This is a genomic window from Pseudomonas crudilactis (assembly GCF_013433315.1).
Lineage (GTDB): Bacteria > Pseudomonadota > Gammaproteobacteria > Pseudomonadales > Pseudomonadaceae > Aquipseudomonas > Aquipseudomonas crudilactis.
Genome location: NZ_WXVV01000001.1, coordinates 110,103 through 129,306 on the forward strand (window position 1 = coordinate 110,103; position 19,204 = coordinate 129,306).

At 58.5% G+C, this 19,204-nt stretch carries 16 protein-coding genes; 6 read left to right on the top strand and 10 right to left on the bottom strand.

The features are described 5' to 3' along the window. Positions 1 to 4 precede the first annotated feature (4 nt). Both GTU76_RS00480 and GTU76_RS00485 read right to left on the bottom strand, forming a co-directional pair. Entirely contained in the window at positions 5 to 712 is a 708-nt protein-coding gene (locus tag GTU76_RS00480; RefSeq protein ID WP_034154080.1) for a response regulator transcription factor, read from the bottom strand. Positions 713 to 886: 174 nt separating this feature from the next. Continuing rightward, the gene (locus GTU76_RS00485) at positions 887 to 2,107 is read right to left on the bottom strand and encodes an EAL domain-containing response regulator (protein WP_077572905.1); all 1,221 of its coding nucleotides are present in this window, start codon (positions 2,105 to 2,107) and stop codon (positions 887 to 889) included. 321 nt (positions 2,108 to 2,428) lie between these two features. Here GTU76_RS00485 and GTU76_RS00490 point away from each other — a divergent pair, with 321 nt between their 5' ends. The 4 genes from GTU76_RS00490 to GTU76_RS00505 all read left to right on the top strand — a co-directional run bounded on the left by GTU76_RS00490 (position 2,429) and on the right by GTU76_RS00505 (position 7,126). Next, positions 2,429 to 3,031 (top strand): fimbrial protein, encoded by a 603-nt coding sequence (locus GTU76_RS00490; protein ID WP_016986831.1) that lies wholly within the window; start codon positions 2,429 to 2,431, stop codon positions 3,029 to 3,031. 68 nt (positions 3,032 to 3,099) lie between these two features. Beyond that, positions 3,100 to 3,849, top strand: coding sequence for a fimbrial biogenesis chaperone (locus GTU76_RS00495; protein ID WP_127930401.1), 750 nt, complete (start codon positions 3,100 to 3,102; stop codon positions 3,847 to 3,849). A 218-nt stretch (positions 3,850 to 4,067) separates the two neighbouring features. Continuing rightward, positions 4,068 to 6,515 (top strand): fimbria/pilus outer membrane usher protein, encoded by a 2,448-nt coding sequence (locus tag GTU76_RS00500; protein WP_016986832.1) that lies wholly within the window; start codon positions 4,068 to 4,070, stop codon positions 6,513 to 6,515. 215 nt (positions 6,516 to 6,730) lie between these two features. Next, positions 6,731 to 7,126, top strand: a complete 396-nt coding sequence (locus tag GTU76_RS00505) for a hypothetical protein (RefSeq protein ID WP_077572908.1) — start codon at positions 6,731 to 6,733, stop codon at positions 7,124 to 7,126. Between the two features lie 97 nt (positions 7,127 to 7,223). Here the strand turns inward: GTU76_RS00505 and GTU76_RS30235 are convergent, their stop codons facing one another. The 3 genes from GTU76_RS30235 to GTU76_RS00515 form a co-directional block, all read right to left on the bottom strand. Continuing rightward, positions 7,224 to 7,355 (bottom strand): hypothetical protein, encoded by a 132-nt coding sequence (locus GTU76_RS30235; protein WP_086936038.1) that lies wholly within the window; start codon positions 7,353 to 7,355, stop codon positions 7,224 to 7,226. 147 nt (positions 7,356 to 7,502) lie between these two features. Further along, complete coding sequence (locus GTU76_RS00510; RefSeq protein WP_016986834.1) at positions 7,503 to 8,012, bottom strand: nucleoside deaminase; 510 nt, start codon at positions 8,010 to 8,012, stop codon at positions 7,503 to 7,505. 31 nt (positions 8,013 to 8,043) lie between these two features. Then, positions 8,044 to 9,375: a nucleobase:cation symporter-2 family protein gene (locus GTU76_RS00515; protein ID WP_180697814.1), complete on the bottom strand. Its 1,332-nt coding sequence runs from the start codon at positions 9,373 to 9,375 to the stop codon at positions 8,044 to 8,046. 212 nt (positions 9,376 to 9,587) lie between these two features. On the opposite strand from GTU76_RS00515, the gene GTU76_RS00520 reads away from it, so the two are divergent. Further along, positions 9,588 to 10,502 carry a LysR family transcriptional regulator gene (locus tag GTU76_RS00520; RefSeq protein ID WP_180697815.1) on the top strand — a complete coding sequence of 305 codons (915 nt, stop codon included), beginning with the start codon at positions 9,588 to 9,590 and terminating at the stop codon, positions 10,500 to 10,502. A gap of 39 nt (positions 10,503 to 10,541) precedes the next feature. Here the strand turns inward: GTU76_RS00520 and GTU76_RS00525 are convergent, their stop codons facing one another. From GTU76_RS00525 to GTU76_RS00545, 5 genes are all read right to left on the bottom strand, one after another. Then, a complete protein-coding gene (locus GTU76_RS00525) occupies positions 10,542 to 13,631 on the bottom strand; it encodes an efflux RND transporter permease subunit (protein ID WP_180697816.1) in 3,090 nt (1,029 codons plus the stop codon). Further along, a complete protein-coding gene (locus tag GTU76_RS00530; RefSeq protein ID WP_180697817.1) occupies positions 13,628 to 14,737 on the bottom strand; it encodes an efflux RND transporter periplasmic adaptor subunit in 1,110 nt (369 codons plus the stop codon). Before GTU76_RS00530 ends, GTU76_RS00525 begins: the two co-directional genes overlap by 4 nt. 136 nt (positions 14,738 to 14,873) lie before the next feature. Continuing rightward, positions 14,874 to 16,145 carry an OmpP1/FadL family transporter gene (locus tag GTU76_RS00535; RefSeq protein WP_026000728.1) on the bottom strand — a complete coding sequence of 424 codons (1,272 nt, stop codon included), beginning with the start codon at positions 16,143 to 16,145 and terminating at the stop codon, positions 14,874 to 14,876. A gap of 198 nt (positions 16,146 to 16,343) precedes the next feature. Next, the gene (locus GTU76_RS00540) at positions 16,344 to 16,970 is read right to left on the bottom strand and encodes a TetR/AcrR family transcriptional regulator (RefSeq protein WP_016986840.1); all 627 of its coding nucleotides are present in this window, start codon (positions 16,968 to 16,970) and stop codon (positions 16,344 to 16,346) included. Between the two features lie 58 nt (positions 16,971 to 17,028). Beyond that, a complete protein-coding gene (locus tag GTU76_RS00545; RefSeq protein ID WP_180697818.1) occupies positions 17,029 to 18,195 on the bottom strand; it encodes an MFS transporter in 1,167 nt (388 codons plus the stop codon). Between the two features lie 94 nt (positions 18,196 to 18,289). Between GTU76_RS00545 and GTU76_RS00550 the strand changes: the two genes are divergently transcribed. After that, on the top strand, positions 18,290 to 19,195 hold the full coding sequence (locus tag GTU76_RS00550) for a LysR substrate-binding domain-containing protein (RefSeq protein WP_180697819.1): 906 nt from the start codon (positions 18,290 to 18,292) through the stop codon (positions 19,193 to 19,195). Positions 19,196 to 19,204 lie beyond the last annotated feature (9 nt).

Genomic DNA, 19,204 nt, shown 5'->3' on the forward strand with positions numbered 1-19,204 from the left:
CGAGTTATCCCTGGTTGTCGGCTGTCAGGCTGTGCTGCAACTTGAACAGCTCTGCATCACCACGAATGCCAAGCTTTTTGAAAGCGGCCTGTTTTTGCCCACTGATGGTTTTGCGACTGCGCGAGAACTTCAAAGCGATCTGCGTCACCCCCATACCCTCGAGGCAGCAGCGCAAGACTTCTTTCTCTTTCGGCGACAGCAGAGGATTGCTCAGAAAATCGTCGCTGTGCGCCGCGCCGTCATCATTGCTACCAGCAGGCTCATCGACTGACACAGGCAGCACATCAAGTTCGAAGGCCATTGCCTGCGACAGGTACAACTGGCCGGACGCTGCGCAGCGGATGCCGGTGATCAGGTCATCGACTGGCTGGGACTTGCCGAAGAATCCGCTGACGCCCGCTCCGATCGCCATGTTCACTACTGCCGGGCGCTCTTCGGAGGATGAGACGAGGATGCGCATGCCCGGATATTGCTTGCGCAGCAGGCGAATCAGATTAAGCCCGTCCAGCTCGCCATCGTGCAGCTTGTAGTCGAGTATCAGCAGGTCGATTTCGGTCTCGCGCAATCCAGCGAGCAACTGCGCACTGCTCGCGTACACGCCCACGACACTGAACTCGGCTTCGCGCGTCAGCCGCGATTTCATCGCCAGACGTATGAGCGAGTGATCATCAAGGATGGCAACGCGTAACGGATTCACGACTGACCAATGCATGAACAGCTCCATGATGAGGAGGGTTGAAGGATCATCAGCACTTGGCAACCGCAGCCGATCCCGGGCATCACCGAAGCATTCAGGTGCATCTGATTGATTTCTCGTCACATGATGATTGTTTTGAAGACGTGACGAAATAGGGCTTTGTCCCAAAAGTCAGACCGCGCGCGCGGATCAAAGGTCGGACGTGCCTATTGCCCGGCGCCAGGACGATTTTTGCCCCTCAAAACGCCAATCGACCAGATGCGCCCAATTCATGGGTCGAGCATAGAAGAAGCCCTGCCCCCACTGGCAACCGAGTCGAGCCAGGTGATGGACCTGATCTGCGGTTTCAATGCCTTCTGCGACCACTCGCATGTCCAGCTCGCGCGCCAAGGCCAGTGCACCGTGGATAACTGCACTGTAGCGAGCCTGCTGGAAATTCTGCACGAAACCGGCGTCGAGTTTGATTTCGTTGAACGGCATCTGACACAGTCGTTCCAGCGAAGAATAGCCGACACCGAAATCATCGATCGCCAGGCTGAAGCCGAGCATGCGCAGACGCACCATGTTTTCCATGCTGATCTCGGGCATCTGCAGCAGACCGGTTTCCGTCAGCTCGAATATGAGCCCGGCTGGCGAGGCGCCGTGAATGCGCAACAGCGCCTTGATCCGGTCGACGAGATTCGGGTTGGCCATCTGCGTGACGTCGAGATTGAAGGCGAGCTTGAACGGCTTGCCGTGGGACTGCACGAAACGCTGCAGACTCAGGCCTTGCGTGAGCAGGCTGAAAAACATTTCGTCGAGCAGTCCGCAACGCTCGATCGTTGGCAGAAACATACCCGGTGAAAGCAACCCGCGACTGGGGCTTTGCCAGCGCACCAGCACCTCGGCGCCATCCACCTCACCACTGCGCAGGTGAAACTTGGGCTGGAAGTACGCGCGAAATTCCTGCCGGCGTATCGCTTCCAGTACTTCGTTCTCCGTAGGCTGATCGAGATGACTTTCCGCCAGTTTGGCATCGACCTGGCTGTGCGGCCGATAGCGAGCCAGCAATGGCGCCAGTACATCTACCATCAAGGGCTTGCCGACACTGCCAAGCAATTCCAGGCCCTGCAACGTGACAATTCGATCGACCGTGCGTAACAAGTCTTCAGGCAATGAACTGCAGATGATCACTGCGCGTATCAATCCGGCCTCTCTCGCCAGGCGCAAAAAGGTCAAACCATCCATCCCGGCCATGCTCAAGTCACACAACGCAACGTCCACACCTCCTGCCTGGGAGATCACAGCCAGCGCATCCTTGCCGTCAGCCGCCTGAAAGATATTTTTGTAACCCAGACTATTAAGCGCGCTGACCGCAGCCGTGCGCTGGAAGGCGTGATCTTCCAATACCAATATACGAAGCGTGTTCACAAACCGGGAACCTCTTTCTATCAGCCATTAATAGCGAAAAGCCTGAATCATCTTCCAACAGAAAGATTGCTCACAAACTTTGCATTGACTGAGAATTTCTGCGTCCGCGAATACTAACCAGACAGAGCCCGTGCGACTTTGAGAATTGTCTCATTTAGTCCGCCATACAATTGACTGAAAATATAAACACGCACTTCCGATATTGCTGAATAACTCGCACTTGCCACGCTTTAAGACAAATCTCAAAGACCCACCGCTATCACCGACCTAACATGGCCTGGCATTTCAATGCAGCACTTCACAATAACTTCGGATATAAACATGAAAAAGTTCGCTTTCGCAGTACTCACTCTTTCCGTACTGGCTGCCTCCACTGGCGCACTGGCTGAAGAAGCCGCTAAAGCCGTCAAGGGCGGCAGCGGTCAAATCAGTTTCACCGGCGTCATCAACAACGACGCGTGCTCGGTAGATGGCGCTTCGGGTAACGACAAGATGATCGCTGTGGACATGGGCAGCGTATCGATCAAAGACATGGGCACCGATTCTGCCCCGGGTGCTGGTCGCGTGGCTGCCAACGATTTCAACCTGAAAGTGAACTGCAACGCCGGCACCAAAGTGTCGATGCTGTTCAAACCAACCGTAAACGGTGGTTCGGGCCTGGTTGATGGCAAGAAAGTTCTCAAGCTGCAAGGTACTGATGCGGCCAAAGGCGTAGGTATCGCGCTGCTGGACAGCAACGGCCAGTTGATCGACCTGAGCTCTGAAGCCACTGCCAAAGTACAGACCAGTCTGACCGGCGACGGCACCACTGGCGGCGACGGCACCCTGTCGTTCGCAGCCGCTTACGTCACCACCGGCGACAAGACCACCGCTACTGCAGGTACCGGTAACGCCACTCTGCCGTTCGTTCTCGAATACGAATAAGCAGCACGCAATACCTGGACGGGGCCGCTGTGCCTCGTCCTTCCCCACCAGATCAATCGGTGAAAACTATGTTAAGTCGCTATTTTCCGCTGTGCCTGGGGCTTGCCGGGGTGTTGATGACGCACTCGGCATTCGCCAGCATCTCCTTGAGTTCCACCCGGATCATTTTCGATGGCGCGCACAAAGAGGCGAACGTCACCGTGCGCAACGGCGGGCAAACCATCCTGGCGCAATCGTGGCTGGATGCCGGCGACACGGCTGGCAGCGCGCCGCCATTTGCGGTGACTCCACCGCTGGCCCGACTCGAACCCAATCAACAGCAACTGTTGAGGATTCTCTATGAAGGCCGCGGCATGCCTGCAGACAAAGAGTCAGTGGTGTGGCTGAACGTGCAGGAAATCCCTCAGGCCAGCGCTGCCGATGTCAATACGCTGCAATTGGCGGTGCGTCAGCGCATCAAGGTGTTCTTCCGCCCGGACGGACTCACCGGTGACGCTGCGCAAGCGCCAGTGCAACTTGTATGGCAATTGGTCACGCAAGCTGGCAAGTCGGTACTGAAAGTAAAAAATCAAAGCAATTACCACGTATCGCTGGCCGACCTGAAAGTCGCTGCTGGAAATAAAGCGGAACTGGTGATTGATTCGACAATGATCGTTCCGGGCGAAGTTCGTTCGTTCAATTTGAAAGCGTTGCCATCCGGTTCTCCACGCCTGACTTTTTCGGCCATTAATGATTACGGCGCACAACAACGATTCGATGCACCACTCAGCGCTACCGAAAGTCATGCCGAGCGCGTGAAAGATGCATCCGCCCAGTAACTTCCTCGCCCCACCCCGCCAATTCACAAGCTATTTACGAGTTCCGGACTCCGGTTGAAGCAACACGGACTGATAAGGCAAATTGCATGTTCTCCTCCCAACACCACACATCTTCAAGTTGTGTAAAGCATCACGTTGTGCGCCATAAAAGCAAAACGGCGTTGGGCTGCCTGCATCCATTGTGCTTTGCCATCAACATGGCCATTTGTGGCTTCGCCATGGGTGCCGAAGCCCCGGCCGCGGTAGCGGGTGAAGCGTTCAATACCTTGTTTCTGGAAGGTTCATCGGCGGTCGATCTGCAGCCTTTGTTGAATGCCAACAGCGTTCTGCCTGGCCGATATCGCGTTGACGTTTTCAGCAACGGCACGCTGGTCGGGCGTCGCGACGTTGATTTCGCGGCCAACCCGCTCAACGGCAAAGTCGAGCCACGTATCACCCTGGAATTGTTACAGCAGCTGGGTGTGGACATGCGCAAACTGCGTGAGCAAGGTCTGGTTGATGAGCAACGGCCTGCCGATCACTACGATCTTGCGTCGATGATCGAGCAAGCCAGTATCAGTTTTGACGCCAACCGCCTGCGCCTCAATATCAGCGTGCCGCAGGTTGCTATGGCACGCGGCATGCGCGGCTATGTTGACCCAGAGCTTTGGGACGATGGCGTGGCCGCCGGATTCATCAACTATCAGTTGAGCAGCACCCGCAGCAAAACCGATTACTCGACGCAAATCTCCAATAATCTGGGGCTGCGCAACGGCATCAACTTCGGTGCCTGGCGTTTGCGCAACGAGTCCAATCTGAGCAGTGCCACCGGCCGGCCCAATCGGTTTGTCAGCAATCGCACGTTCATCCAGCGCGACCTTACGGCGATCAAGGGGCAACTGAGTGCGGGTGAAATATTTTCCGATTCGGATCTGTTCGACAGCGTGCGCTATCAAGGCGTCAAGGTGGCCTCTGATGAGGGCATGCGCGCAGACAGCGAGCGCGGCTATGCGCCGATCATTCGTGGCGTGGCTGAAACCAATGCGAAGATCGAGGTCCGCCAGGATAACTACATTCTTTACACCACCAACGTGCCGCCGGGGCCGTTCGAGATCAGTGATATCTATCCATCGGGTTCCAATGGCGATCTGGAGATCACCATTGTCGAGGCGGATGGTCGGCGCAAGGTCACCCGGCAGGCGTTCTCCGCCTTGCCGACGATGGTGCGTGAGGGACAGTTGAAGTACAGCCTGTCGAGCGGCAAATTCAACAACAACAGCGAGGGCTACGACAAGCCGGCCTTCCTGGGCGGCACTTTCGCCTACGGTCTGACCAGCAACCTGACAGGCATTGCCGGCATTCAGGCCAGCAATGGTTTCAAGGCGCTTTCCGTCGGTGCGGCGAAGAACACTTCGATTGGCGCGATGTCGCTGGACGTGACGCAATCGTCCAGCAAGGCATTCGGTAAAACGACCCAGGGCAGCAGCGTACGCGCGCTCTATGCAAAGACCTTCACCGGCACCGATACCAGCTTCACCCTCGCCGCCTATCGTTATTCGACCGAGGGTTACCGCACGCTGACCGACCACGTTCAAGACACCAGCACCGGCGCTACACGGCGCGCAGGTAACGCCAAAACCCGTACCGACCTCACGGTCAACCAGACCCTGGGCGAAGCGCGCCAGTACGGCTCGCTGTACTTGAATGCCAGTGATCAGCGCTATTGGGATCGCGGCGGCTCGCGCAGCTTCTCCGCCGGTTACAACAACAATTGGCGCGACCTGAACTACAACATCAGTTTGAGTAAAACCGAAGAGTTCGGCGCACGCGGTGACACCACTCACGACACCCAACTGAGCGTTTCGATCTCATTCCCGCTCGGATCGACACCTCGCGCACCTCGCGCCTATATTTCCAGCAATCATCAGAACACCGGCACCAGTACGCAAGCCGGGATCAATGGTTATCTGACTGAAGACAGTGATACCTACTATTCCGTACAGACCGGGCGCAGTGTGCAAGGTGATCGCTCCGGCTCACTCAGCCTGAGTACCCGGACAGCGATGGGCGATCTGGGATTGGGCTACAGCCGAGGTAGCGGTTATGAATCACAAAACCTGAGCGCGGCCGGATCGATCGTGGCTCACGCGGGGGGAATCAACATGGGCCAGACCGTCGGCGAAACATTCGCAATGGTGGAAGTGCCTGGTATGTCAGGGGTAGAAGTCAGCAGCTACTCCGGCGTGAAAACCGGCCTCAACGGCTATGCCGTCCTTCCAAACGCACAGCCCTATCGGGTGAATTGGGTGACGCTGGACACACGAAATCTCGGCGGTGACATAGAGCTGGACAACGCCACCCAACAACTCGTACCGAGACGAGGTTCAGTAGTGCTTGCGCGCTTCGAAGGCAGCAAAGGGAGACGGATCCAGTTCGAACTCTACGATGCCGAGGGCAACCCCCTCCCATTCGGAGCGGTATTGATGGATGCCGATGGTAAACAACTGGCACTTTCCGACCCCACCGGCAAGGCGTTAGCGCTTGTTACCAAAGATCAAGGGATTATTACAATCAAGTGGCAGGGTAAAAGTTGCCCCGCCCCTTACAAGCTTCCAGAACGACTGAAGGATTTGAACTATGAGCATTACCGGCTTTCTTGCTCAACCAGCGTAGACACATCGAAATAACACGTTCAATTCTTCAATCTTCAATATCAAGGCTCTGATTTATTCAGAGCCTTGTCGTTTCTGCGCGTCTAGCCATGGCGCATAAAAACAAGACAATTCCTATATCCACATGCAGAAGACTCATTACCATAAAAGGCGTAGTGAGCACTCACGCGCAACCGTGTGAGATCAATAGCCCCAACGCCCTATAGCCGAGAAAGCCAAGAGAATTAGCCATGCCAAAAATCAGTGCAATGAGCGTAACCATCTATAAGAAAAAACCAGAGAACAACCAACACATAAAATCAGATTCGCAAAATCATCTAGCACTTACGAAGAAAACCACAAGCGACGACAAGATTAGAATTGAGTCCAGCGAAGAAGGTGTTAATACGGTCAAACAGCCTATTAGTGCAGTCGAGCTCATAAAAAAACAAATTGCCGAGATACAGCAACAACTTGCAACTCGCAGAGCAGAGCTGGCTAAAACCGAAAGAATGAATATGCCAGAAGAAGAGAAGGCTCAAAGAACAATCGAGATTCAAAATCAGATTTCTGTATGCGCTGGCAACCTCCACGCGCTGCAGGCAACATTGATCCAAATGACACTCAGCGTTGACACACACGCTTGAAATCCCCGCCGATGGCCGCACAGGCACGGGCCAACGCCTCATGGCGCGTCGCAAAGCGACGCGCCGAAGGTACGTGACCCGAGCCAGTGCCTACCCATCAGCAGCTGCCGGGCGGGATGCCTTCCTTGTTAAAATCTTTGAGGCGCTTTTGCTCTTCCTCTGTGGAATGCGCCGGCGTCGATTGATCAGGTACTTCTTCCTCTGGAAATTGTGCTGTTTCTTCAGTCATTGCTTTGCCCTCGTTCTGGTTACTCATTCGGCATCGGCCGAGGGCTGGCAGTTCCAAAACTTCGCACCTTCTCCCTCTCGGCGAGCAAGTACTCTTAAGTCTCTGGATAGCGCAACCTCACACCACGCGCGCTTCGTTTCAAAGCGGTTACAACCAGAAGCCCTTGTGCGGTTCAGCCGCCTCCTCCTCCAGCATCGGCCCCAGCACACTGACCTTGCGCTGCCCCTTGGCGAACACCTCGCGGCACGGCAGCGAGAACGTCGGGTTCTCCGGATGATCCCCCGTCAATCCCAGCAAGGCATGCTCCGACAAGGCATAAACCACTCGCCCGATTCCGGTCCAATACACCGCGCCGGCGCACATGCAGCAAGGTTCGGCGCTGGTGTACAGCGTGCACAGTTCCAGCTCTTGCGGCGACAGCAATTTTGCCGCTGCGGCGGCCGCCACCAACTCGGCGTGCTGCGTCGGATCGCCTTCCGGCGGCATCGAGTTATTCCCCGCTTCGACAATCACCTTGCCGTTGCGGTCGGCCACTAATGCCGCGAACGGATGGCGACCGCGTTGTTTCGATGCCTCGGACAAGGCGATGGTCTGGCGCAACAACGCCAGATCCAGATCGCTGACGCCAGCCGGGATGAGCTGAGTGAATTGATTCATGGGTAACTCCTGGGCAGTGGAAAACAAAAGGTCAGTCGGCCAGTTCAGCGCCGAGGGTTTCGGTCGATTTTTTTTCGTTGTTGAGCAGGATGTTGAGGGCGATGGCGGTGATCGCTCCGAGGAAAATCCCGCTGTCGAGCACCAGTTTCAACGTCGGACCGACGTGTTCGAACAGCGCCGGAAAGGACATCGGCAGCACCCCGACACTCACCGAAACCGCAACGATGATGCCGTTGCGCGTCCCCTCGAATTGCACCCGTGACAGTTCTTGAATGCCCGCCACCGTGGTCATGCCGAACATCACGATCGCGCAGCCACCGAGCACTGGCGTCGGCACGGCGGCGATCAACGCGCCGAGTTTGGGGAACAGGCCCATCAGCACCATGATTGCCCCGGCGGCGGCCACGACGAAGCGGCTTTTCACGTTGGAAAGCGCGATCAAACCGGTGTTCTGAGTGAAGGCGTTGTAGGGAAAGCTGTTGAACAAACCGCCGAGCATGGTCGACAAGCCGTCGGCGCGGAACGCGTTGCCGAGAGTCTGTTGCGTGGTCGGTTTGCCGGTCAGTTTGCCGATCGCCAAGCAGTTGCCGGTGGTCTCGGCCATGATCACCAGCATCGCCAGGGTCATGATCAGAATCGGCACCGGTGCGAATTCCGGCGCGCCGAAGGCGATCGGCGCACTCAGCTCAAACCAAGCCGCTTCGCTGACACGGTTGAAGTGAGTCATACCGCAGGCTGCTGCGATCAGGCTGCCGACGAACAGACCAATCAGCACGCTGAGGTTGCCGAGAAAGCCCTTGCATTTGGCGTAGATCACTAGCGTCACGCTGACCGTCGCCAAACCGAGCAACAGGTTCGCGGGATTACCAAAATCCGCCGAGTCGGGATTGCCGCCGCCCAGCCAGATCGCCGCCGCCGGCATTAGCGAGATGCCGATAATGGTGATCAGACTGCCAATCACCACCGGCGGAAAAAACCGCAGCAAGCGGCTGAACACCGGTGCCAAGGCAATGGTGATAAAGCCCGCTGCGATCACCGCGCCGAAAATCTGACTGAGGCCGAATTCCTTGCCGATCATGATCATCGGCGCCAGGGCAATAAACGAGCAGCCCTGAATCAACGGCAGCCGTGCGCCGAATTTCCAGAAGCCGATAGTTTGAATCAGCGTCGCCACGCCAGAGGTCAACAGGTTGGCGTTGATCAGCAACACCACCTGCGCCGAGGTCAGCCCCATCGCACTGCCAAGAATCAGCGGCACCGCCACCGCTCCCGCGTACATCACCAGCACATGCTGCAAGCCAAACGTGAACAACTGTCGCAGTGGCAAAACCTCGTCCACCGGATGAATGCGTTGTGGGGTCATTTAACACGCTCCTGAAGGTGCGGCATATGTTGAGATCGCGGGCGCTCGGGGGCGTTTGAAAGTCAGATCCGCCCCGGAGATCGTTTGACGCGAGGGCATATTTGAACGTTTATTGCGATGAAACAAATTAGCAACCATCGCTTTTTTCGATGGCACGAATCTGGCATTGGTAATCTGCTTTACCCCCCATCCTCGACCCGGGAGTTCACCGCTTGCGCTTCTCACTCGATCAACTGTTGATGTTCGTCCAAGTGGTCAAAAGCGGATCGTTTTCTGCCGCCGGGCGCAAACTGGGCAAGACTCAATCGACCATCAGCGCGGCGATTGCCAACCTCGAAACCGACCTTGGCGTCGACCTGTTCGATCGCAGCAACCGCAGCCCTGCCCTCACCGCCAGCGGCCACAAATTGCTGGTACAGGCCGAAGCCGTGCTTGAACGCTGCATGACCTTCGAAGCCCACGCTGATTGCCTTTCGGACAACGTCGAAACCAGCCTGACGCTCGCCATTGAAACGCCGTACGGGCCGGTCATGCCGGTGCTCAAAGCCTTCGAAGCCGCGTTCCCCTTTGTCGACCTGATCATCCGCCATCCGGTGTACGGCGACGTTAGCGAACTGGTCAGCAGCGGCGAAGCGGTACTCGGTGTGGCGTTCTCACAGCCCGGTTATCCCAAGGAGCTGGCGTTCCAGCAACTGGGCAAACTGATCATGCTGCACGTCTGCCACCCCGAGCACCCATTGGCGCAACTCGATAACGTCACCTTCGACGACCTGCACGTCCATCGCCGCCTGGCCTTCAGCGCCCACGCAAGCAAACTGCCGAGCAGCGAATACCTGCGCTCGACCCAGTTGTGGCAGGCGGAAAGCTATCTGGCGTTACTGGAAATGGTCCGCGCCGGACTCGGCTGGGCCACCCTGCCCCGCCAGCTCGTTCAGCGTGAATTGGCCAAGGGGGAACTGGTGGAGCTACAGCTCTCGGCGTATCCGCATACCGACTGGCAGATTGGTGTGGATTTGCTCTGGGCGCGGCAGCGGCCGCTGGGTAAAGCGGAACGGTGGTTGAAGGAGAAATTGCAGGGCAACAAGGTGTATGAGCTGGACCGCAACGGACAGATCACCACGCTTTGACGTGGGAGACAAAGAGGCCCGCCAGAGCGGGCCTCGATTTCAGGCCAGTCTGACTGTTTCAGTCTGAACCTTGTGCTCAGGGCGGATCTTGAACCAGATGGAATACATCGCCGGCAGGAACACCAGCGTCATGATGGTGCCGACGAACGTGCCGCCAATCAGGGTGTAAGCCAGCGTGCCCCAGAACACCGAGTGTGTCAGCGGAATAAAGGCCAGGATGGCCGCCAGCGCCGTCAGCAGGACCGGTCGCGCACGTTGCACCGTGGCTTCGACCACGGCGTGGAACGGGTCCAGCCCTTCCAGGGTGTTGTGATGGATCTGCCCGATCAGAATCAGCGTATTGCGCATCAGGATCCCCGACAGCGCAATCAACCCGACCAGCGCATTGATGCCAAACGGCTGATTGAAGATCAGCAGCGTCGGCACCACGCCAATCAAGCCTAATGGCGAGGTGAGGAAGACCATGATCATCGCCGCGATCGAACGCACCTGCACCATGATGATCAGCAACGTCATGGCGATCATGATCGGCAGCAACGGCAAGATCGCTTTGCCGGCTTTGCCGGACTCCTCGATGGCACCCGCCTGCTCGATTCGGTAACCCGAAGGCAGTTTTTCAATGATCGGCTGCAATTGCTTGAGGATCTCACCCGACACATCCGGAGGCTGCAAACCTTCGGCAATGTCGCCACGCACAGTGATGGTCGGCGTGCGGTCACGGCGCCGCAGAATCGGATCTTCCATGCGTACATCGACCTCGCCGATCTGCGACAACGGGATGCGTTGCCCTGCCGCGCCGACCAGGGTGAAGCCTTTGATCTGCGCCGGGTCGAGTCTGATATTGCCAGCCGCACGCCCGACGACCTGCACGGAACGAATATCCTCGCGGACCGCGGTGATCGGCACTCCGCTCAGCAGGAACTGCAGTTGCTGGGCAACCGCATTGGAGGTCAGCCCCACCGCCTGCAGACGGTCCTGATCGAGACTGAAATGCAAGGTCGGGGTCAGCGGCCCCCAGTCAGTGTTCACTGTTCTCATCATCGGGCTGTCTTGCAGCACGCCGCGAACCTGCTCGGCGATGTCGCGCAACTTCGCCGGATCAGGACCCATCACCCGGTAGGCAACCGGAAACGGCGAATAAGGACCAAAGACAATTTGCGTTGCTCTTACGCGGGCCTCCGGCGCCAGTCCTTCAGCAACCGCTTCACGAAGTCGGAACTTGAGGGTTTCGCGTGCTTCCTGACTGTCCGTCAGCACGACAATCTTGGCAAACGAAGGGTCGGGCAATTCGGGCGCCATCGCCAGGAAGAAGCGCGGCGCACCTTGGCCGATATAGGCCGTGACGATTTTTGCCTCATCCTGCTTGTGCAACCAGGCCTCGACCTTGGCGGCCGTGGCGCTGGTCTGCTCGATCGAGGTGCCGTAGGGCATTTGCACCTCGATCATCACCTCGGGGCGGTCGGAGGTCGGGAAGAACTGTTTCTTCACCAGCCCCATGCCTGGCACGGCGACGAAAAACAGCGTGACCACCGTGCCTGCCACCAGCCATTTGCGCGCAATCACCATGGTCAGCAGCCGGCGGAAACGGTTGTAATTCGGCGTGTTGTAGATCGCTGCGTGGCCACCTTCGACCTTCTTGATGTCCGGCAACAACTTCACGCCCAGATACGGGGTGAACGCCACCGCGACAACCCAGGACGCGATCAACGCGATGCCGACAATCCAGAACATGTTGCTGGTGTACTCGCCGGCAGTGGACTGCGCAAAACCGTTCGGCAAAAAGCCGATCGCCGTCACCAGCGTACCGGACAGCATCGGCGCCGCCGTATGGCTCCAGGCATACGCGGACGCTTTGATGCGGTCGTAGCCCTCCTCCATTTTCACCACCATCATTTCAATGGCGATGATCGCATCATCGACCAACAGCCCGAGCGCGAGGATCAATGAGCCGAGGGTGATGCGATCAAAGTTCTTGCCGGTGGCGGCCATCACCACGAACACGATCGCCAGGGTCAACGGCACAGCCGCAGCGACCACCACCCCGACCCGCCAGCCCATACTCAGAAAGCACACGAGCATGACCACCAGCAGCGCGACAAAAAACTTCACCATGAACTCGCCGACCGCCGAGTCGATATTGACCGCCTGGTCGGTGACTTTGGCGAGGGTCATGCCCAATGGCATTTCGGCATTGATCCGCGCGGTTTCCGCATCCAGCGCCTTACCCAGATCCAGACCGTTCCAGCCTTCGCGCATCACCACGCCCAGTAGCAGCGCGTCTTCACCGTTATTGCGCACAACAAAGGTCGCCGGATCTTCGTAACCGCGTTCAACGGTCGCCACATCAGAGAGCTTGAGTGTGCGCCCCTGCACGGAGACCGGTGTGTCACGAATTTTCTGCACCTTGTCGAAAGCACCGTCGAGACGCAGAAACACCTGTGGCCCATTGGTTTCGATGGAGCCGGCGGGCGTCAGCACGTTCTGACTGTTCAGCGCGGCGAAGATGTCCTGCGGCGACAGGCCGAGAGTCGCCAAGCGGTCATGGGAAAACGAAACGTAGATGCGCTCAGCCTGCTCACCGATGATGTTGACCTTCTTCACCCCCGGCACATGCAGCAGACGCTGGCGCATGGTTTCCGCATCACGCACCAGCAAGCGCTGCGGCTCGCCTTTGGCTTTCAAGGCGAACAGCGCGAAAGTCACGTCGGAAAACTCATCGTTGACCATCGGCCCGATCACACCGGCCGGCAGCCTGATGGCTTCATCGTCGAGCTTCTTGCGTGCCTGATAGAACTCTTCCTGCACTTGCGACGGCGGCGTGCTGTCGAGCAACGACACCATCGTGAATGCGAGTCCGGGGCGTGTGTAGGTTTCCGAGCGGTCGTACCACTTGAGTTCTTGCAGGCGCTTTTCAAGGGGTTCGGCGACCTGATCCTGCATCTCTTGCGCCGTCGCGCCGGGCCACGCGGTAATGACGGTCAACTGCTTGACCGTAAACGGTGGATCCTCCGCACGCCCCAGTTGAAAGAACGACAACGTCCCGGCAACGGCAATCAGGAAAATCAGGAACACCGTGATCGCCCGCTCGCGAACGGCGATGGCGGACAGGTTGAATCGCCCCTGGCTCATGGGCGACTCCCGGCAACGCTGGCTTCGCTCTGTTGCGGTAATCGCACCTCTTCGCCATCGCGCAGCAGATGGGCGCCCAACGCCACCACCTGCTCACCGGCCGTGAGGTCGCCAGTGATGCGAGCCGAATCATCGCTCAACCCCAGCACCTCAACATCTCGCCAGCTTACGGTTGCCGGGGTTCCGTCGATCACCCACACCCCGGGGCCTTTGCCCGGGTCGTAAACGGCGGCGATGGGGACTTGTAGGGCCTGTGTCTGGGTGGCGCCCTCGGCAATGCTGAGGGTCACGGTCGCACCGATTGGCGCATTGGCCAGCGCCCCTTCGAGCACATAGCGCGCCTCGAACGTGCGCGTTGTGCGGTCTGCCGAGTCCGAAAGCAGTCGCAGTTTTGCCGTCACAGCTGCTGAATTCATGCCGTAGAGGCTGGCTTGCGCGGTGGAGCCGGCAGCCGGGCGCAACGTTTCCGGCAGATGCACGATGGCTTCGCGCTGACCTGCACGCGCCAGCCGCACCACCGGTTGGCCCGGGCTGACGACTTGTCCAGGTTCAGCGAGTGTTTCCACCACCACGCCGTCCGCATCAGCGATCAGCAGCGCATAACCCGATGCATTACGGGCTACGTCCGCTTGCGCTTGCGCGGCGTTGAGCTGCGCCTTTGCCGTCTCCGCGGCGGCTCTGTACTGGTCGTAGGCTGATGCCGAAATGGCGCCAACGCCGACCAGTTTGCGATAGCGAACCTCATCGTCGGCTGTCTGTTTGGCGCTGGCGCGAGCAGCGATGACCGCCGCCTGCTGCGCCCGCGCTTGCAGTCCGAGGTCGATCGGGTCGAGACGCATCAGCGGCTGCCCCCTCTTGACGACCTCCCCCGTATCAACCAGACGTTCGAGCACCTTGCCTGAAACGCGGAAACCCAGGTCGCCCTGAACGCGCGCCGCAACCACTCCGGTGAAAGAACGAGCGACATCGGGTGACGCTTGCACCGCAGCGGATCTGACCAGCGGCGCCTGTGTACGAGGGTCTGCAACGGAGGAAGAGTCGCCACAGGCGCTCAGGGCAAGAGGCAACAAGCATGCGGCAATGGGGAAAGGTCGGAGCCGGCGCATAGATTCACTTACTGATGAATAGGATGATCATCATATTCTCAGCCTTGTGACCAATATCGTCAATGGTCACCACATGAGAAATAACTGCATCCTGGCCATCAGCAACATCGGACTACGGATCGACTGACAGGCCCGACTAAAAACGGTAGCTCACCGAAGTCCCCAGCCCGCTCGCACTGTTCTTGTATCGGGCACTGTAGGCACCTCTCGATGCCGAGGTGTCGTTGACCTCGACGCTCTCCTCCCAAAGGTAGGAATAAGCCAGGTCGATCGTGACATTTTCCACGGGCGTCCAGCCGGCACCGAAGCTGAGCACCTTGCGGTCGCCCGTCGGAATGCGCGGCCCTCGATTGGTGTTGTTGGCCGGTGACTGATCAACCGAGAAACCGGCGCGCAGCACCCATTGGTTATTCAATTGATAGGCTGCACCGATCGCGTGAGCCCAAGTGTCATGCCAGTTCTGCTCTTCGCTGATCGTGCCCAATTGGCCACTCAGCAACGGCGGCAAGCCACTGTTCTCGATCGTCAGTTCCTTGAAGCGGCTCCAGCGCGTCCAGGTACTGCCGACATAAAGCGTCCAGTCGTTATTGAATTGATGCGTGACCGAAACGTCCACCGACTCCGGCGTGTCCACGTCCAGCGACGCGTCATAGCTGCGACCGCTGACGCCCAGTACGCTGAAGATACCTTCGGTGACCTTGGTTTTCGCATCCAGGTGGTAACTGACCTTGGAGTGATAGGTCAGCCCCAGGCGGGTCTGGTCTGTCGCCTGCACCAGCACACCGGCGTTGAAGCCCAGCGCGGTGTCATCGCCGGTGCTTTTGAGCTTACCGTCATTGCGCCCCGGGCTCAGTGGATTGGGCACCATGCCCGATATCTCGCCGCCGATACGGTTAATGGTCGGACCGAAACCGATCGAGACTTTTTCGTTAAAGGCGTAGCTGAGGGTCGGCTGAAAAGTCAGCGTGGTGACTTCGCTCTTGTTGGCGTAATAGCGTCCGGCAAATCCACTGCCATAGTCGGTGATCAGCCCGAACGGCACATAAAATCCGACGCCGAATGCCCAGTGGTCATCAATCGGTTTGACGTAATACCCCATGGGTACGGTGGTCGTCGGCACCATGTCGCCATCTTCATTGCCGCCGAACGTACTGCGCGTGCGGCTGATATCAGACTTGGCGAACAGGGTCGCCGCGCCCACGCTGACCTGCTCCCGTTTAAGCCGCGCCATGCCCGCCGGGTTGCCATAGATCGTACTGGCGTCTTCGGCTGATGAAGAGCGCCCGGCAAAACCGGAGCCCATCCCGCTGATGCTTTGTTCGTTGAGTGCAAAGCCACCGGCAAACACATTGGAGGACGCAAGTACGAAGGCCAGGCCAACGGGGCTCTTGAGCATTGTTTTTTTCATTATTGAACTCTATGGAGATCACTGGAATAGAACATCGAGTACTACAGCGAAACCATATTATCCATGTGACCGATTCAGTCAATGGTCACATAAGACTAAATTCAATGCCCTCCCGGCACTGATGTGCCGGTGGGCAGGAAACGTAATGAGGGGATGTCGTTTGACTCGAATCGCCTGAAAACCTTGCTCAGGGACGGGTCAAGGCATGAGGCTGCGCAGGATGAGATTGGTCGTCAGCGTGGGCGCTTGCTCGATCAAATCCAGATTGTGTTGCAACAGCAGCGGATTGACGAAAGGTCGCAGCGCCAGATTGATCGCCTCGACGGTCTCGTCCAGCGGGGTCTTGCGCTCGAACTCCCCCGCCTCTCGACCTTGACGCACGATGTCGAGGATAAAGCCCTTGATCTTCGCTTCATACACCTGAGCACTGTTCCAGCGCTCCGAGGCGGAAAACGCCGCGATGTCGTAGAGCTTACGATCGTTGAAGAACAGGTCCACGCCCGTGGCGATCACGGTTTTCACCAACCTGCGCAAACGCTCGGTGGCTGAAACCGCTTCGGTATTAATCGCTTGTTCGACTGCCGCAGCAATTTGGCCCAGACAGTTGGAGCAAATGGCCTCGCCAATCGCCTGCTTGGAATCAAAGAATTTATAGATGTAGGCCTTGGAAAAACCGATGGCCTTGGCCAGGTCGGAAACCGTGGTTTTACCGTAGCCGTATTGGCTGAAATGCTCGTTGGCCGCGGCGACAATCTGGTCACGAATGTCGTGTTCGGCGGGACCGCGAGTGTTCGGCGAGGAGGTAGAGAGGGATGGCTGATTCATGGGGGCAGCTTACTCACCCTATCAATGGCTGACAACTCGCCGAGCATTGTTGAGCGTGTTACACCACGGCGGCTTCAATCGTTCTCGAGCGCCACGCAAACCCCAACACCATCAGCAACCCCAGGCCCGCCATCGCCGCTCCGGCCAGGGAGATCGCCGGATAACCCAGCCCACTGCTGATCACCGCGCCGCCAAGCGCTGCGCCAATCGCATTGCCGAAGTTGAAGGCGCCGATGTTCACCGCCGAGGCCAGATTGGGCGCGTCCTTCGCCGCTTCCATGACACGCATCTGCAGCGGCGGCACGAGGGCGAAGCTGGCGATACCCCAGATCAGAATGGCCACGGCGGCCGGCAGCGGCCAGCGCATCAGTACGGTGAACGCCAACAAGACCACAATCAGTACGCTCAGCGAGACGATCAAGGTGCGATCGATCGAGCGGTCAGCGGCCTTGCCGCCCCACATGTTGCCCAGCGTCAACCCGACACCGTAAAGCATCAGCATGGCGGTGATGAAGGCGGTGGACGCATGGGTCTCGCTGCTGAGGATCGGCGCGATGTAGGTGAAGACGGTGAACATGGCACTCGAGCCGACGACGGTCAGGGCCAGCGCGGCCAGCACCGGGCCGCGCCCCAATACCCGAATTTCCGCCATGACACCGACGCTTTGCGGCGCCCGCACGTTGGGCAAAGCGAACCACAACGCAGCCATGGTCAGCACACCCAGGCCGGTAATGCCCCAGAAAGCCGTGCGCCAACCGAACAGTTCGCCAAACCAGGCGGCCAGCGGCACACCGCCAATGGTCGCCAGGGTCAGACCCATGAACATCGCCGCCACTGCCCCGGCGCGTTTTTCCGGGGCAACCAGGGTAGCGGCGACGACGGAGCCGACGCCAAAGAAGGCACCGTGGTTCAGTGAGGTCACGACCCTGGCAACCATGAGGCTGTAGTAATCGGTGGCCAACGCTGACATCAGATTACCGAGGGTGAAAATCGCCATGAGCCCGATCAGCAGATAGCGTCGGGGAATCCTGCCGGTGGTCAGGGTCATCAGCGGTGCGCCGAGCAAAACCCCCAGTGCATAAGCGCTGACCAGCAAACCGGCAGCGGGAATGGAAACGCCCAGATCCGCAGCGATACCCGGCAACATGCCCATGGGGGCAAATTCTGTAACGCCGATGCCGAAGGCACCGATGGCGAGTGCAACAAGTGGTGGATTGATGCGCATGGAAAACTCCTTATCTATGCCGTCAATGCTACGATCCTGTCTTTTCGGGCGGTAGATAGCATTTTTGGCAATCACCTTTGCGTAGGAGGCACAAGTGGATTTCAACGGCAGGTCAGGTGAAATGAGTGTGTTCACCACCGTGGCGCAGGAAGGCAGTCTGTCGGCCGCCGCGCGTGCACTGGGCCTGACACCCTCGGCCGTCAGCCGGATCATCGCGCGCACCGAGCAACGGCTTGGCACCCGCCTGCTGTTGCGCACCACCCGAGCGATCACCTTCACCGCCGAGGGCGAAGCGTTCCTGCGCGGCGCCCGACGTATCCTCGCCGACATGGACGAGGTCGAAGACGCCATCGCCGATCAAGGCGTGCCCCGGGGGCGATTGCGGGTCAGTGCCGCTCTTGGTCATGGACGCTTGGCCATCGTTCCCTTGGTCGCAGCCTTCAGCGCCCGTTACCCGAACATCGTCGTAGACCTCAACCTCGGCGACGAAGTGGTCGACATTCTCGGCGGGCAGGCCGACGTCGCGGTGCGCTTCGGCCACCTGCCCGATAGTCCGCTGACCGCACGCAGGATCGGCACTACCGGCCAGGTCGTGGTGGCATCGCCCGAGTATCTGCAGCGTCACGGCATCCCGCAGGAACCGGAAGACCTGCTACAGCACAACTGCCTGCGCTTCAACTTCCGGCGTGCCGAACCCAACTGGCCGTTTATCCGCGATGGAAAAGAGTTTTCCCTGAAGGTCAGCGGCAACATCGAATGCAGCAGTGGTGAAGCGTTGGCACAATTCGCGCGAATGGGCGCCGGCATTGCCCGTATCGGAGAGTTCAGCGTGAGCGAGGATCTGCAACGCGGCGACCTGGTCGCGCTGTTGGAGGCTTGGAATCCGGGGGATCAGGAACCAATTCATGCGGTGTTCGTCGGTGGCGCGGCGATGCCGGCGCGGGTGCGATTGTTCATCGACTTCTTGGTGGAACATCATCGGATGTCAGCCGGGGCATAAGCTGATATT